Source organism: Zoogloea sp., from assembly GCF_041914405.1.
Classification (GTDB): domain Bacteria; phylum Pseudomonadota; class Gammaproteobacteria; order Burkholderiales; family Rhodocyclaceae; genus Zoogloea.
Window position 1 is genome coordinate 137,543 of the sequence record NZ_JAYSDK010000009.1, and the last position, 16,019, is coordinate 153,561.

Below are 16,019 nucleotides of genomic sequence, written 5' to 3' on the forward strand. Positions count from 1 at the left end.
ATAGCGCACGGATTTCGCCGAAGAATCATTGATGAGCCCTGCACACGAACTCGACCTGGGTCCGCTGACCTGGGTCAAAGGCGAGATCGATCTGGCCCTCGGACGGGCGGCGGATGCGCTGGCCGAGGCCAGCTCGAGCCCCGACCGCCTTGGCCGGATCAAGTTTGCCCAAACCCACCTGCACCAGGCCCATGGTGCGCTATCCATCGTGGGACTGGACGGGCTGACCCAGTTCTCCGACCAGCTCGACCGCCTGCTCGGCGAACTGGCCGCCCAGCAGATCGCCTGCACGCCCGAGATTTCCCAGCTCGCCGCCCGCTGCATCGCAGCCATCGGCAACTACCTGGATGAACTGACCCGCGGCCAGCCCGACCAGGCCCTGCGTCTGTTCGACCTGTATGCGGAGCTGGCGGCAGCACGGGGACAAGAAGCGCCGACCGCCAGCGAGCTGTTCTTCCCGGACCTGACCCAACGCCCGGAATTCACCGCGCCAGCCGCCGACAGTGACGACCCAAAGCTGTTGCGCGGTCTGCGCAGCCGCTTCGAGCGGGGTCTGCTGAAGTGGTTCCGTACCCCGGACGATCCGGCCGGCCCGCAGGAGATGCGCGAAGCCGCCAGCGGCATCGAGGGCCTGCAGACGGTTCCCGCCGCGCGGGCCTTCTGGCTGGCCTGTTCGGCCTTCTTCGACGCCCTCAGCCTGCAAGGTATTCCGGCGGACGCCGTCAGCAAGCGTCTCTGCGGCCGCATCGATGCCCAGATGCGGCGCGTCCTGGAAGGCTCCGGCATTGTTGCCGAGCGCCTCATGCGTGACGTGCTGTACCAGATCGCGGTGTCTTCCGCCGCTTCGCCGACCATCGACTCCGTCCGCGCAGCCTACCGGCTGGAGCACCTGATCCCGGCCGGCAAACGCCCCATCAGCGACACGCCCCAGGCCCCCCTGTTGGCCAGCCTGCGCAGCGGCCTGGTCGACGCCAAGGAAGCCTGGAGCCAGTTCGCCAAGGGAAGCGCCATCGGCCTGCCCCGTTTCCAGGACGCCATCGCCCCCCTGGCCGACCTGGCGCTGAGCATCGACCAGCCGGAGGTCTCGACCCTCCTCGACGAACTGGCCGCAACCGCGCGCTGGTTGCGCCAGGATCCGCTGCAGCTGACCGACGCCCTGTCCATGGACATGGCATCGACGATGCTGCTGCTGGAGGCCCGCCTCGACAATCACCAGCATGGCGATGACGTCAGCCCGGCCCAGCTGTCCCAACTGGTCGGCCGCCTGCAGGCCCACCAGCGTGGCGAGGCAGTCGCGCCGCTGGAGATCGCCGATAGCGACAGCCAGACCCGCCACCTCAACCGCCAGTTGGCCCACGAGATCCTGGCCTCGCTCGGCGACGTCGAACAGAACCTGGACAGTTTCTTCCGGGCACCGACCCGTACGGACATCCTCGCCGCGGTTCGCGACCCCCTCAAGCAGATCGAAGGGGCCCTGTCGGTTCTCAACGAAGACGGCGCCGTGCGCCTGCTGCAAGACGCCGCAGCACGAATCCGCGCCCTCTCCGCCAGCGAGGACGTCTCCTCGAACCAGCAGGACTTCGAGGAAATCGCCCACCGCCTGTCGGCCCTCGGCATCTATATCGAGGCCCTGCAGCACGGTCCGGCCGACCTTGAGCGCATCCTGTACCCCGACGCCGACCTTCAGCGCCCGGCGGCGACCAGCATCGAGGCCGAACTCACCCAGCAGCGCAAGGAGGCCGCCGCCCTCGCCGCCGCCCTGAAGGACAACCCGAACGACTCCGGCCTGCGCACTGAACTGCAGATCAACCTGGAGAGCCTGCGCCAGGACGCCTCCCTGACCGCCGATAGCGAACTCGAGAAGCAGGCCCGCCAGGCCCTCAGCATGCTCGACGCCGGTGCCCTGTTCAGCGAGGCGCCGCCGATCGCCGCCACCGAGGCGCCGGCCCTGTCCCCGGAAGCCAGCCGGCTGATCGAGGCCAGCGAGGAAGAGCTCGACGCCGAATTGCTGGCGATCTTCATCGAGGAGGCCATCGACGTCCGTGCCGCCATCGCCAGCAACCTGGAGCGGCTGGAGCAGGACCCGGCCGACGTGGAAGTCCTCACCAACATCCGGCGCAGTTTCCATACCCTCAAGGGCAGCGGCCGGATGGTCGGGCTCAAGGATTTTGGTGAAGCCGCGTGGGGCATGGAGCAGACCCTCAACCACTGGCTGCGCCTTGAACTGCCGGTTGGCGACGAACTGCTGCACCTGATTGGCGACGGCCTGCGGGAATTCTCCGCGTGGATTGACCAGCTCGAAGCCGGTACCGGCCATCAGAAGGATGTCAGCGCCCTGCTCGCCGAAGCGGCCCGGCTGCGCAACGAGACCGCGGCCCCGACCGCCGCGCCTGCGCCGGCCGCACCGGAGGTGCCGGCGACACTAGCCCCGCCCCCCGGCGCGGAACCAGCCCTGACCGAGATCAGCCTCGACAGTGCCCCGCAGGAGGTGGATCTGGAGGCATCGATCACCCTGCCCGAGCTGGACTTTGCCGCCACCGACCTGGGCGAAAGCCTCACGCTGGCAGCGGCAGCCCATGCCAGCGCCATCGAGACCGTCGACCTCGACCTCAACTTCCCCGACCTGAGCTTCGAGGAAGCCAACGCCGAGCCCACGCCGAGCGCAGCCGAACCGGCTGCAGCCGCGTCCGCCGAACCCGAGAGCGTCGCCCTCGAGGAAATCACCGAAGAAGCAGCGCCCACACCCGTCGACTTCGACCTCAGCTTCGAGCTCCCGGTCGAGGACGAGGCCGCAGCTCCCGCTGCGACAGGCAGCCAGCCGGCCGAAGAACCCACGCAGCCCCTCGAAGCACTGGAGATCCTCGACATCGACGAGGAAGTTCAGGCAGAACCGGAGCCGCTGGAGTCGGAGGTGGCGCTGCCGGTCGATGAAGAAGAAGCCATTGAGCTCGTCGCGCCGGCACTCCCCGACAGCTTCGAGTTCCCCCCGGAGGAGGAAGCGCCGGAGGCACTGGAAACGCTGGAATCTGTCGAGCTTTCCGAGCCCACCGAAGCATTCGACCTCGACGCCCTCCTTGCCGTCGCCCCGCACGACGAGACGACGCACGCCACGGCAGAGACGGAGTCCCTACGGGAAGAAGCCCCCGCCGAAGCCCTTGAAGACGAAGCCCTGCTTGAGGAGGCTCTCCCGGCAGAAGACTTCGAGCTTGCCGGTGAAGCCCTGGAAGAACTCGAGGACCTCGACGAGACCAGCGGCGTGGCCGCACTGGCGGAGGAAGAAGAAGCCGAAGTCGCCGAGCCCGCAACCGGGCCGGACGAGGTCCGCCTGGGCGAAGTCATCCTGTCCCGTCCGCTGTTCGACCTCTATCTCGCCGAGGCCCGCCAGCACATTGCAACGCTGCGCCAGGAACTCTCGCGGCTGCCGCTCAACCCGACCCTGACGCCACCGACGGTATCCATCCGCGCGGCCCACACCCTGGCCGGCATTTCGGGCACCGCTCACTTCAGCGCCCCGCAGCAGCTAGCCAAAGCCCTCGAACTGGCCCAGCAACGGCTGTCCGACCTAGACCAGCCTCCTTCTGCCGAGCAGGCGGAAGTCCTGATCGACACCGCCGCCGCCCTCGAGAGCATGGTGGTGCAACTGGGCGCGCGCGTGCTGCCCGATCCCGAGCCCGAGCTGATCGAACGGCTCGACGCCATCCTGGCCTCCCAACTCGGCGAGATCATCGGGCTGGCGACGGAAAGCGCGCCGCCCGAGCTGGTCACCGCCACCCTGCGCCCCCGCGAGGAAACCCCGCCGCGTCCGGTGGAGAGTGTCCCGAGTGCCACCCCGCTGCGCGACGAACTCGACCCGGAACTACTGCCGATCTTCCTCGACGAGGGCAACGAACTCCTCGACCACCTCGACACGGCCTTGCGTGCATGGCGCGCCGCGCCGGGCGAGACCAGCCACGCCAGCGGCGTGGCCCGCCTGCTGCACACCCTGAAGGGCAGCGCCCGGATGGTCGGGGCCATGAACCTCGGACAGAGCCTGCATGACCTGGAAACCCGTCTCGAACGGGCCCGGGCCCAGGCTCCGGGCAGCACCGAGATCGTCGACGAGATCGAAAACGCCCTCGACCAGGCTCGCCAGACCCTCGATGCGCTGCAAAGCGGGCAGGCGGTGAGTGCTGCGCCGGTCAGCGGCGAAGCACCGGCCGACGAGACTGCGCCGCCGCAGGCCGGCGAAGCCGCCAGCCCCGCGGCCCGCACCCAACTGCGGGTAGACGCCGGTCGCATCGACCAGTTCGTCAACGAAGCTGGCGAAATCAGCATCGCACGGACCCGTATCGAAGGAGAGCTGCGCACCCTGCGCCGCTCCCTGCTCGACCTCACCGAGAACGTCATCCGCCTGCGCAACCAGTTGCGCGAGATCGAGATCCAGGCCGACACCCAGATGCAGTCGCGCCTGTCCCAGGTCGAAACCCAGCACACCGAATTCGACCCCCTGGAGATGGACCGCTATACCCGTCTGCAGGAACTGACCCGGATGATGGCGGAGAGCGTTGGTGACGTGACCACCGTGCAGCAGAACCTGCTGCGCAACCTGGACGGCGCCGAATCGGCGCTGCACGCCCAGTCCCGCATGGCCCGCGAGCTACAGCAGTCGCTGATGCACGTGCGCATGGTGCCCTTCGACAGCCTGGCCGAGCGGCTCTACCGCCTGGTCCGCCAGACCGCCAAGGAGCTCGGCCGCCGCGCCAACCTGGACATCATCGGCGGGCAGATCGAAATCGACCGCAGCGTGCTCGATGCGATGAGCGGCCCCCTCGCCCACCTGGTGCGCAATGCGGTCGCCCACGGCATCGAAACACCCGACGCACGCCGGGAAGCCGGCAAGTCCGAGATCGGCCAGATCACCCTCAAGATCGCCCACGAGGGCAACGAGGTGCTGATCGAATTCCGCGACGACGGCGCCGGCCTCGACTTCGCACGCATCCGCCAGCACGCCATCGACAGCGGACTGATCACCGCCGAGGAGGAAACCGACGACAAGCGCCTCACCAACCTGATCTTCGTGCCGGGCTTCTCCACCGCCAGCCTGTCCAGCCTGGCCGGCCGCGGCGTCGGCATGGACGTGGTGAAGAGCGAGACCGCCGCAGTGGGCGGGCGTATCAGCGTGGACACCACGCCGGGCGAGGGCACCACCTTCCGCATCCACCTGCCGCTGACCCTCGCGGTCACCCAGGCCCTGCTGGTGCGTGCCGGCAACCGGACCTTCGCGATCCCCTCATCGATGGTGGCCCAGGTCCTCGAACTGAAGGCGGAAGCCCTCGAGAAGATCCGGGGCGACCACGGTACCGACTGGCTTGGCGAGCACTACGGCTACCGCTACCTGCCGCGCCTGCTCGGCGACCAGGTGTCCCAGCCGCAGGTCGAGCGCTTCAACTGGGTGCTGCTGCTGCGCGCGGGTAGCGAAACCCTCGCCCTGCATGTGGACGCCCTGCGTGGAAACCAGGAAATCGTCGTCAAGAACGCCGGTCCGCAGTACGCCCGGATGGTGGGTTACTCCGGCGCCACCGTGCTCGGCGATGGCGAGATCGTTCTGATCCTCAACCCGGTGGCGCTGGCCGGCCGCAGCCCGGACCGGGGCGACGAGAACCTCCCGGCACCAGTGGGTGACAGCACGCCGAGCCAGCCGACGGTGATGGTGGTGGACGACTCCCTGACGGTGCGAAAGATCACCGGCCGCCTGCTCGAACGGGAAGGCTACCGGGTCGTCACCGCCAAAGACGGTGTCGATGCGCTGGAGCAGTTGCTCACCATCACCCCCGACGTGGTCATCGCCGACATCGAGATGCCGCGCATGGACGGCTTCGACCTGACCCGCAACATCCGCGCCGACGCCCGCCTGAAGGCCGTGCCGATCATCATGATCACCTCCCGCACGGCGGAAAAGCACAAGCGCTACGCGGAGGAGATCGGCGTCAATCACTACCTTGGCAAGCCCTACGATGAAGACGTGCTGCTCGACCTGATACGCGGCTTCGTCACCACGCCGGCCTGACCCGGACGAAACACCGCTTTCGTCCGGGCCGGGGCCCGGCTTGGCTATAATCGGCTGTTTTCCCGCTTGGCCATTCCATGAATCTGCTCTTCGAAGAGGATGGTGCCTTCAAGACCGGCACCATCCTGACCGACAACGACGCCTCCCTGCAGGTGGAAACGCCCCACGGCAAGCGCCTCAAGCTGAAGAGCAAGGATGTGCTGCTGCGCTTCGCCCAGCCTTCCGCCGGCGAGCTGCTCGACCGCGCCGAAACCGAGGCGGAAGGCCTCGACACCGAATTCCTGTGGGAAGTCTGCGGTGACGAGGAGTTCGGCTTTGCCGAGTTCGCGCAGGAATACTTCGGCCATGTGCCGAACCCGGTGGAGTCCGTCGCCGTGCTGCTGCGACTGCACGCTGCGCCGATCTACTTCCACCGCAAGGGCAAGGGCCGCTTCCGCAAGGCGCCAGCTGAGATCCTGCAGGCTGCGCTCGCCGGCCTGGAGAAGAAGAAACAGCAGGCGGCGGCCGTCGAGCGCATGCGCGATGAACTGCTGGCCGGCCAGGTTCCGGAAGAACTCAAGCCGCTGATCCGCCAGCTCCTCTACAAGCCGGATCGCAACCGCCTCGAGACCAAGGCCCTGGAAGCCGCCTGTGCCGAAAACGGCAAGTCGGCAGCGCGCCTGCTCCTCGACTGCGGCGCGCTGGCCTCGTCCCACGAGCTACATTTCGACCGTTTCCTGTTCGAGTATTTCCCGAATGGAACCGACTTCCCGGCCGTCGACGCCCCCGTCGAACCCGCCGACCTGCCGCTCGCCGACGTGCGCGCGTTCTCCATCGACGACGCCGCCACCACCGAGATCGACGACGCCTTCTCGGTGACCCCCACCGCCGAAGGCTGGCGCATCGGCATCCACATCGCCGCACCGGGCCTGGGCTTCGGCCGCGACTCGGCCCTCGACGGTATTGCCCGCGAGCGCCTGTCGACGGTGTACATGCCCGGCAACAAGATCACCATGCTGCCGGACGACGTGGTCGCCCGCTTCACGCTGGGCGAAGGGCGTGACTGTCCGGCCCTATCCCTGTATCTGGACGTCAGCCGAGACCTGATCGTCACCGGCAACAGCTCGCGCCTCGAACGCGTACCGGTGGCCGCCAACCTGCGCCACCACGACATCGAGCCGGTCTTCAACGAAACCACGCTGGCTGAAGGCGGCCCGGACTTCCCGTGGAAGGCCGAACTGACCCTGCTGTGGGAACTGGCCACCGTCCTCGAGGCCGGCCGCGGCAAGCCTGCCGCCAACCAGAACCTGGTGGACTACAACTTCAGCGTCGACTGGAATGCCGTCACTGACGACGGCCCCGGCCGCATCGAGATCGGCCGCCGCCCACGCGGCTCGCCGCTCGACAAGCTGGTCGCCGAACTGATGATTGCCGCCAACAGCACCTGGGGCAAGGCCCTCGCCGATGCCGGCATTCCGGCCCTGTACCGGGCCCAGACCGGCGGCAAGGTCCGCATGACCACCGCCGCCGCGCCCCACGAAGGCCTCGGCGTCGACTGCTATGCCTGGTCCAGCTCGCCGCTGCGGCGCTATGTGGACCTGGTCAACCAGTGGCAGCTGATCAGCTGGCTGAGTGGCAGCGCCCCGACCTTCCCACCCAAGTCGCCGGAACTCATCGCGGCAATGCGTGACTTCGAGCTCACCTACGCCGCCTATGCCGAGTTCCAGCGCGGCATGGAGCGCTACTGGTGCGTGCGCTGGCTGCGCCAGGCCGGTCACCCGCCGATGACGGCCCGTGTGCTGCGCGAAAGCCTGGTCCGCCTCGACGAGATCCCCTTCGTCTTCAAGGTCCCGTCGATGCCGACCCTGCCGCCGGGCACCCGCGTACGCCTGGCCATTGAACGAAGCGATCTGGTGGACGTGGAAGTCCGCGCCACCTACGTCGAAACCCTGGCCGCCGCGAGCGCAGACAGTATCCCCGACGACGACGAACTGCCGCCCGACGAGGCAATGCCCGATACCCCTCCCCCGGAAACCACGGAAGCGCCGCCGGCCACGGCCTGAACTCGTTCCATGCAAGTCTTGCGCCGCCCTCCTACGCCCCCACAGCCGGCACCACGGCCAAGCACGCCCCCCGCGACCGGCGGGGGCAGTGCCTGGCCGGTGTTCACCGGCGCCACCGCGCGCTATGCGCTGGAATGGGGAGTCGGCCTGTCGCTGAGCCTGCACGCCATCCTCCTCTCGGTCCACTTCGTGATGCCGGATGCGGACAAACTGTTACGCCGGGACAAGGGGCTGGAAGTCGTGCTGGTCAATTCGCGCCACGCCGACCGCCCGGAGCAGGCCGATGTGCTGGCCCAGACCAATCTGGACGCCGGCGGCACCGGCGGCCAGGAAGGCAAGCCGAGTACCCCGCTGCCCCCCCTCGACCAGACCCGCAGCGGCGACAGTCTTGTCGAGGCACAACAGCGCAGCGAGGCACCGCAGACACCCCAGTCCCAGGCAATGACCAGCAGCCGCAGCCGCGTCGCGCTGCCGGTGGATAACCAGCAGGTCGCGCCCACCGAGGCTCCGCCGCGCCCGGTATCCGGCTACGATCTCCTCGACAGCTCCGCCGCGGTAGCCCGCATCGAGGCGCAGATCGACAAGGACATGGTCGATTACTCGGCTCGGCCGCGCAAAAAGTTCATCGGCGCCCGCGCCCAGGAATACCGCTTCGCCCAGTATGCGGAAGACTGGCGCCAGAAGATCGAGCGGGTCGGCACCCTCAACTACCCGGACGCCGCCCGGGGCAAGCTCTACGGCAGCCTGCTGCTGTCCGTCACGATCCGCGCCGATGGTACGGTGCAGAGCATCGACATCCACCGCTCGTCCGGCCACAAGGTGCTGGACGACGCGGCCCGTCGCATCGTCCAGTTGGCTGCACCCTACGCCCCGTTCCCGCCAGACATCCGGCGCGATACCGACGTGATCGAGATCACCCGCACCTGGACCTTCACCAATTCGGACATGCTGCAGACGTCCGCCAAGAAAGAATAAGCCCAAGATGGACCGCTACGCCGTCATCGGCAACCCGATTGCCCACAGCAAATCGCCGCGCATCCACACCCTGTTCGCCGCCCAGACCGGCCAGGCCCTGAGCTATGAGGCACTGCTGGCGCCCCTCGACGCCTTCGTCGCCACCATCGAGGCCTTCCGCGCCGCCGGTGGCCGCGGCCTCAACGTGACCGTCCCCTTCAAGCTCGAAGCCTTCGACTTCGCCGACCGCCACACCCCGCGGGCGCTGGCCGCCGGCGCGGTCAACACCCTGGCCTTCGGCCCGGACGGCGTGCTCGGCGACAACACCGACGGCGCCGGCATCCTGCGCGATATCACTACCAACCTGGGTTGCCCGGTGGAAGGCCGCCGCGTGCTGCTCCTCGGCGCCGGTGGTGCCGCCCGCGGCACCATCCTCCCGGTGCTCGATGCAAAGCCCGCCAGCCTCACCATCGCCAACCGCACTGCCTACAAGGCGGCCCAGCTGGCAGACGAATTCGCCACTGGCCCGCTGCACCCGCAGGGCTGCGGCTTTGCCGAACTGGCCGGCCAACGTTTCGACGTGGTCATCAATGCCACCAGCGCCAGCCTGTCCGACGCGGCCCCCGAGCTGCCGGCCGGTCTCTATGCGCCGGGCAGCCTGGCCTACGACATGATGTACGGCAAGGGCGACACGCCCTTCATGCGCGCCGCCCGTGAACAAGGCGCGGCCCGTCTGGCCGACGGCCTCGGCATGCTGGTCGAACAGGCCGCAGAGAGTTTCCTGCTGTGGCGCGGCGTACGCCCGCAAACCGCCCCGGTCCTCGCCGAGCTGCGCGCGGCGCTGTAGGCACGCCGGCGGTGAAGACCCTCTGGCACTGGACCCGCCGCGCCCTGCTGGCGCTGGTCCTGCTTCTCGTCGCCTATCAGCTGTGGCTGCTCGGCCACATCCTGTGGTGGAAATGGGAGCCACCGTCGGAGACCAGCTTCATGGGCCTGCGCCGCGAGGAACTGCTGGCCCGCAATCCCGGCGCCCAGCTCCAGTACCGCTGGGTGCCGTACGAAAAGATCTCGGTGCACCTCAAGCGCGCCGTGATCGCCGCCGAGGACGACAAGTTCGTGGACCACGAAGGCTTCGACTGGGACGGCATCCAGAAGGCTATCGAGAAAAACCAGAAGAAAGGCAAGGCCGTCGCTGGCGGCTCGACGATCAGCCAGCAGCTGGCCAAGAACCTCTTCCTGTCACCGTCGCGCAGCTATCTGCGCAAGGCCGAGGAAGCCGTCATCACGGTGATGATCGAAAACCTGTGGGACAAGCAGCGCATCCTGGAGGTCTATCTCAACGTGGTCGAATGGGGCGACGGCGTCTTCGGCTGTGAAGCCGCCGCCCAGCGCTACTACCGGGTCTCCGCGGCCCAGCTGGGCCCTGCCCAGGCCGCCCGCCTGGCAGTGATGCTGCCCAACCCGCGCAAGTACGAAAAGACCTACGGCCCGCGCCTGGCAGCCCATGCGGTACGCATCCAGGGGCGCATGCAGTACTCCGAGCTGCCCTGAAATCCCTTGCCGGGCAGGGACTCGGTCACGCCATTGCGGGAAGTCGGCACCTGCCAGAGCGCAGGCCCTTGAGGTAGAATGCGCTGCTTTTCCCCAGCTGTGCCTCCCCCGATGCAATTCGCCGGATTCACCTTGCGAAACAACCTGTTCGTCGCGCCCATGGCCGGCGTAACGGATCGTCCCTTCCGCCAGCTTTGCAAAAAGATGGGGGCAGGCCTCGCCGTGTCCGAGATGGTCACCTCCAACTCCCTTCTCTATGGCAGCGCCAAGACCCAGCGGCGCGCCAACCACGATGGCGAGGTGGAGCCGATCTCCGTGCAGATCGCCGGCGCCGATCCGGCCATGATGGCCGAAGCGGCCCGCCACAACATCGATCGCGGCGCGCAGATCATCGACATCAACATGGGCTGCCCGGCCAAGAAGGTCTGCAACGTGATGGCCGGCTCGGCGCTGATGCAGGACGAACCACTGGTGGCACGCATCCTCGAGGCGGTCATCCAGGCCGCCGGCAACACCCCGGTCACGCTCAAGTTCCGCACCGGCTGGAACAAGGCCAACAAGAACGCCCCGATGATCGCCCGCATCGCCGAGGAGTCCGGCGTGCAGCTGATCGCCATTCACGGCCGCACCCGCGCGTGCCAGTACACTGGCGACGCCGAGTACGACACCATCGCCGACGTGAAGACCCGCGTACGCATACCGGTGATCGCCAACGGCGACATTACGACGCCGCAGAAGGCCAAGTTCGTGCTCGACTACACCGGCGCCGACGGCGTCATGGTCGGCCGCGCGGCCCAGGGCCGGCCGTGGATCTTCCGCGAGATCGAACACTTCCTGAAAACCGGCGAGGAGCTTCCTCCCCCGCTGGTTTCCGAAATCCTGCAGGTGTGCAAGGAGCATCTCGCCGACCTCTACGCCTTCTATGGCGAAGATACCGGCGTGAAGATCGCCCGCAAGCACATCAGTTGGTACACCAAGGGCCTGGTCGGCTCCGCGCAGTTCCGCAAGACCATGAACACCCTGCCGACCGTCCAGGCACAGCTGGCTGCCATCGACGAATTCTTCGGCAGCCTTGCCGACCGGGACAGCCGCCTGGTCTACGCCGAACCCGAAGAATTCCCCCAGGAGCTTGCAGCATGAGCAGTACCAGCAATGAGATTGCCGAGTCCGTCTGCCGGGCGCTGGACACCTATTTTCGCGACCTCGATGGCGAAAAGCCGAACGCCCTGTACAACATGGTGATCAAGAACGTCGAACGTCCGATGCTCGAGTTCGTCCTCAAGCAGGCCGGCGGCAACCAAACCCTGTGCGCAGAGATGCTCGGCATCAACCGCAACACCCTGCGCCGTAAGCTCTCCGAGCACGAACTGCTCTGAACGACGCCCTCCCCGTTTTCCTCCATTGACCGCCGCGGCATCCCCGCGGCCTTCCAGAGAAACACCATGAAAGTCACCCAAGCCCTGCTCAGCGTCTCCGACAAGACCGGCGTGATCGAATTCGCCCGCGAACTGTCCGCCCTCGGCATCGCCCTGCTGTCCACCGGCGGTACCGCCAAGTCTCTGCGCGATGCCGGCCTGCCGGTCACCGACGTGTCCGACTACACCGGTTTCCCGGAGATGCTCGACGGCCGCGTGAAGACGCTGCACCCCAAGGTCCACGGTGGCATCCTGGCCCGTCGCGACCTGCCCGAGCACCTGGCCAAGCTGGAAGAGCACAGCATTCCGCGTATCGACCTGGTGGTGGTTAACCTCTACCCCTTCCAGGCCACCATCGCCAAGCCCGACTGCACGCTGGAAGACGCCATCGAGAACATCGACATCGGCGGCCCGACGATGGTCCGCGCGGCGGCCAAGAACCACGGCAATGAAGCCGGCGGCGTTGGCATCGTGACCAATCCGGAAGACTACGCGGCCATCGTCGCCGAGCTGAAGGGCAATGCCGGCGTGCTGTCCTACAAGACCCGTTTCGACCTGGCCCGCAAGGCCTTCACACATACCGCCCGCTACGACAGCGCGATCTCCAACCACCTGACCGCACTCGCCGACGACGGCTCCAAGAAGGCCTACCCGGAGCGCTTCCAGCTGGCCTTCGACAAGGTGCAGGACCTCCGCTACGGCGAGAACCCCCACCAGACCGCCGCCTTCTACAAGGAATCCGACGCCCCGGCCGGTGCCATCGCCGCCTACACCCAGGTGCAGGGCAAGGAGCTGTCCTACAACAACATCGCCGACTCCGACGCCGCGTGGGAATGCGTGAAGGCCTTCGACAGCATCGCCTGCGTCATCGTCAAGCACGCCAACCCCTGTGGCGTAGCCGTTGCCGCCAGCCCGCTGGAAGCCTACAAGAAGGCCTTCTCCACCGACCCGACGTCCGCCTTCGGCGGCATCATCGCCTTCAACACCACGGTGGACAAGGCCGCTGCCGAAGCTGTCAGCGCCCAGTTCCTGGAAGTGCTGATTGCCCCCGCCTACACCGACGAAGCCCTCGAACTGCTGAAGGCCAAGCAGAACGTTCGCGTGCTGATCGTGCCGCTGGGCACCGTCAAGCAGCCCGACTACAAGCGTGTCGGTGGCGGCTTGCTCGTGCAGAGCGCCGACTTCGCCCCGATCACCGCAGCTGACCTGAAGGTCGTCACCAAGCGTGCCCCGACCGAACAGGAACTCGGCGACCTGCTGTTCGCCTGGCGCGTCGCCAAGTATGTGAAGTCCAACGCCATCGTCTACTGCAAGGACGGCATGACCATCGGTGTCGGCGCCGGCCAGATGAGCCGTGTCGACTCCGCCCGCATCGCCAAGATCAAGGCCGAGAACGCCGGCCTGGTGATCCCGGGCTGCGTGGTCGCCTCCGACGCCTTCTTCCCGTTCCGTGACGGCCTCGACGTGCTGGCCCAAGCCGGTGCTACTGCCGTCATCCAGCCGGGTGGCTCCGTGCGCGACGCCGAAGTGATCGCCGCTGCCGACGAGCAGGGCATCGCGATGGTCCTCACCGGCTTCCGCCACTTCCGTCACTGATCCGGGGCACGTCCATGAAGATCCTCGTCATCGGCTCCGGCGGTCGCGAACACGCGCTGGCCTGGAGGCTGTCGCGCTCGCCGCGCATCCAGAAAGTCTTCGTCGCCCCCGGCAACCCCGGTACTGCCCGTGAGCCGGGCGTGGAGAACGTGGCAGTCACGGCGATCCCCGAACTGGTCGACTTCGTCCGCAAGGAGCAGATTGCCCTGACGGTGGTCGGCCCCGAGGCGCCGCTGGCCGCCGGCGTCGTCGACGCCTTCCGCGCCGCCGGCCTGCCGATCTTCGGGCCCACCAGGCTGGCCGCCCAGCTGGAGAGCTCGAAGGATTTCGCCAAGCAGTTCCTGATCCGCCACAACATCCCGACCGCCAAGTACCGCACCTTCTCCGACTCCGCCGAGGCCCATGCCTACGTGGACGCGGAAGGCGCGCCGATCGTCATCAAGGCCGACGGCCTGGCGGCCGGCAAGGGCGTGGTGGTGGCAATGACCCTCGACGAAGCCCACCAGGCCATCGACGCGATGCTCACCCACAACACGCTGGGCGTGCAGTACGACGAGCGCGGCCCGCGAGTGGTCATCGAGGAGTTCATGGACGGCGAGGAAGCCAGCTTTATCGTGATGGCCGACGGCCGCCACGCGCTGCCGCTGGCCACCTCCCAGGACCACAAGCGCCTGAAGGACGCCGACCTCGGCCCCAACACCGGCGGCATGGGTGCCTACTCGCCGGCCCCGGTGGTCACCCCCGAGGTGCACGCCCGCGTGATGCGCGAGATCATCAATCCGACGCTGGCCGGCATGGCCGCCGACGGCCTGCCCTACACCGGTTTCCTTTACGCCGGACTGATGATCGACGGCAAGGGCGCGCCCCGCGTGGTCGAATTCAACTGCCGTATGGGCGACCCGGAAACCCAGCCGATCATGATGCGCCTCAAGTCCGACCTAGTTGATCTGGTTGAGGCCGCCATCGCCGGCAAGCTCGACAAGATCGAGGCCGAGTGGGACCGCCGCTTCGCACTGGGCGTGGTGATGGCCGCCGCCGGTTACCCGGACAGCCCGCGCAAGGGCGACGTAATCCGCGGCCTGAACACCTCCGTCTCCGAGGACGTGCACGTCTTCCACGCCGGCACCACCGAAGTGGACGGCGAAGTGCGCACCAGCGGTGGCCGCGTACTGTGCGTCACTGCCCTCGGCGACAACGTGAAGAGCGCCCAGAAGCTCGCCTACGAACAGGTGGATCAGATCCAGTTCGACGGCATGCAGTGCCGCCGCGACATCGGCTACCGCGCGGTAGCCCGTAAGATCTGACGCCGGCGCTACCCGGCCCCTGCTGATCCTGGCCGGCTCTGTGTAGCCGGCCTTTTTATTGTTCATCGGAAAGACGCCCATGCCCGACCGCAACGCCGTCAAGGCCTATCTCCTCGACCTGCAGGCACGCATCGTCAGCGCCCTCGAAAGCTTCGACGGCAAGCCCTTCGTCACCGACAGCTGGGAGCGCCCGGCCGGCGGCGGCGGCCTCACCCGCCTGATCGAAGAGGGCAACTTCTTCGAACGCGGCGGCTGCAACTTCTCCCATGTGATGGGCGAAGGCCTGCCCCCGTCCGCCACCGCCGCACGCCCCGAACTGGCCGGCCGCAGCTACGAGGCGATGGGCGTGTCCCTGGTCCTTCATCCACGCAACCCGTACTGCCCGACGGTGCACATGAACGTGCGCTTCTTCATCGCCTCTGCACCGGGCAAGGACGACGTGTGGTGGTTCGGCGGCGGCATGGACCTGACGCCCTACTACCCCTTCGAGGAAGACGTCCGCCACTTCCACGCTACCTGCAAGGCCGCCGTGCTGCCGTGGGGCGAGGCTGAATACCAACGTCTGAAGGACTGGTGCGACCGCTACTTCTTCCTGAAGCACCGCAACGAGCCCCGCGGCGTCGGCGGCCTGTTCTTCGACGACCACGGCGCCGACGGCAAGGTGGATTTCGATGCGGCTTTCGCGATGACCCGCAGCGTCGGCGACGCCTTCCTGCCGGCCTACCTGCCGGTCGTCGAACGTCGCCGTGACACGCCCTACGGCGAGCGCGAACGCGACTTCCAGGCCTACCGCCGCGGGCGCTACGTGGAGTTCAACCTGGTCTTCGACCGAGGCACCCTGTTCGGCCTGCAATCCGGCGGGCGCACCGAGTCCATCCTGATGTCCATGCCGCCGATCGTCAAATGGCGCTACGACTGGCACCCGGAGGCAGGCAGCGCAGAGGAAAGGCTGTACTCGGACTTCCTCGTGCCCCGCGACTGGGCCTGACAGCCCTCCGGCAGGCTCTCTCCCCACGGGGCTTCGTGGAAGGCTCCCTGGGGGATGACTCTGTGGGAGATGACTCTGTGGGAGATGACTCTGTGGGAGATGACTCTGTGGGAGATGACTCTG

General features: G+C 67.4%; 10 protein-coding genes. All 10 read left to right on the forward strand.

Going from position 1 to position 16,019, the window contains the following annotated elements:
- Positions 1 to 31 precede the first annotated feature (31 nt).
- Positions 32 to 6,046, forward strand: a complete 6,015-nt coding sequence (locus tag ACE3RX_RS07920; protein ID WP_374482081.1) for an Hpt domain-containing protein — start codon at positions 32 to 34, stop codon at positions 6,044 to 6,046.
- Positions 6,047 to 6,123: 77 nt separating this feature from the next.
- Positions 6,124 to 8,088 (forward strand): ribonuclease catalytic domain-containing protein, encoded by a 1,965-nt coding sequence (locus tag ACE3RX_RS07925; protein ID WP_374482083.1) that lies wholly within the window; start codon positions 6,124 to 6,126, stop codon positions 8,086 to 8,088.
- Between the two features lie 99 nt (positions 8,089 to 8,187).
- Positions 8,188 to 9,063, forward strand: a complete 876-nt coding sequence (locus ACE3RX_RS07930) for an energy transducer TonB (protein WP_374482085.1) — start codon at positions 8,188 to 8,190, stop codon at positions 9,061 to 9,063.
- A 7-nt stretch (positions 9,064 to 9,070) separates the two neighbouring features.
- Positions 9,071 to 9,889 carry a shikimate dehydrogenase gene (aroE, locus tag ACE3RX_RS07935; protein ID WP_374482087.1) on the forward strand — a complete coding sequence of 273 codons (819 nt, stop codon included), beginning with the start codon at positions 9,071 to 9,073 and terminating at the stop codon, positions 9,887 to 9,889.
- A gap of 11 nt (positions 9,890 to 9,900) precedes the next feature.
- Positions 9,901 to 10,593 carry a monofunctional biosynthetic peptidoglycan transglycosylase gene (mtgA, locus tag ACE3RX_RS07940; RefSeq protein ID WP_374482089.1) on the forward strand — a complete coding sequence of 231 codons (693 nt, stop codon included), beginning with the start codon at positions 9,901 to 9,903 and terminating at the stop codon, positions 10,591 to 10,593.
- Between the two features lie 111 nt (positions 10,594 to 10,704).
- Positions 10,705 to 11,733 carry a tRNA dihydrouridine synthase DusB gene (dusB, locus tag ACE3RX_RS07945; RefSeq protein ID WP_374482091.1) on the forward strand — a complete coding sequence of 343 codons (1,029 nt, stop codon included), beginning with the start codon at positions 10,705 to 10,707 and terminating at the stop codon, positions 11,731 to 11,733.
- The gene (locus ACE3RX_RS07950; protein WP_374482093.1) at positions 11,730 to 11,969 is read left to right on the forward strand and encodes a helix-turn-helix domain-containing protein; all 240 of its coding nucleotides are present in this window, start codon (positions 11,730 to 11,732) and stop codon (positions 11,967 to 11,969) included. Before dusB ends, ACE3RX_RS07950 begins: the two co-directional genes overlap by 4 nt.
- 66 nt (positions 11,970 to 12,035) lie before the next feature.
- Positions 12,036 to 13,604 carry a bifunctional phosphoribosylaminoimidazolecarboxamide formyltransferase/IMP cyclohydrolase gene (purH, locus tag ACE3RX_RS07955; RefSeq protein ID WP_374482094.1) on the forward strand — a complete coding sequence of 523 codons (1,569 nt, stop codon included), beginning with the start codon at positions 12,036 to 12,038 and terminating at the stop codon, positions 13,602 to 13,604.
- Between the two features lie 14 nt (positions 13,605 to 13,618).
- On the forward strand, positions 13,619 to 14,908 hold the full coding sequence (gene purD, locus ACE3RX_RS07960; RefSeq protein WP_374482096.1) for a phosphoribosylamine--glycine ligase: 1,290 nt from the start codon (positions 13,619 to 13,621) through the stop codon (positions 14,906 to 14,908).
- A gap of 79 nt (positions 14,909 to 14,987) precedes the next feature.
- Positions 14,988 to 15,896 carry an oxygen-dependent coproporphyrinogen oxidase gene (gene hemF, locus ACE3RX_RS07965; RefSeq protein ID WP_374482098.1) on the forward strand — a complete coding sequence of 303 codons (909 nt, stop codon included), beginning with the start codon at positions 14,988 to 14,990 and terminating at the stop codon, positions 15,894 to 15,896.
- Positions 15,897 to 16,019 lie beyond the last annotated feature (123 nt).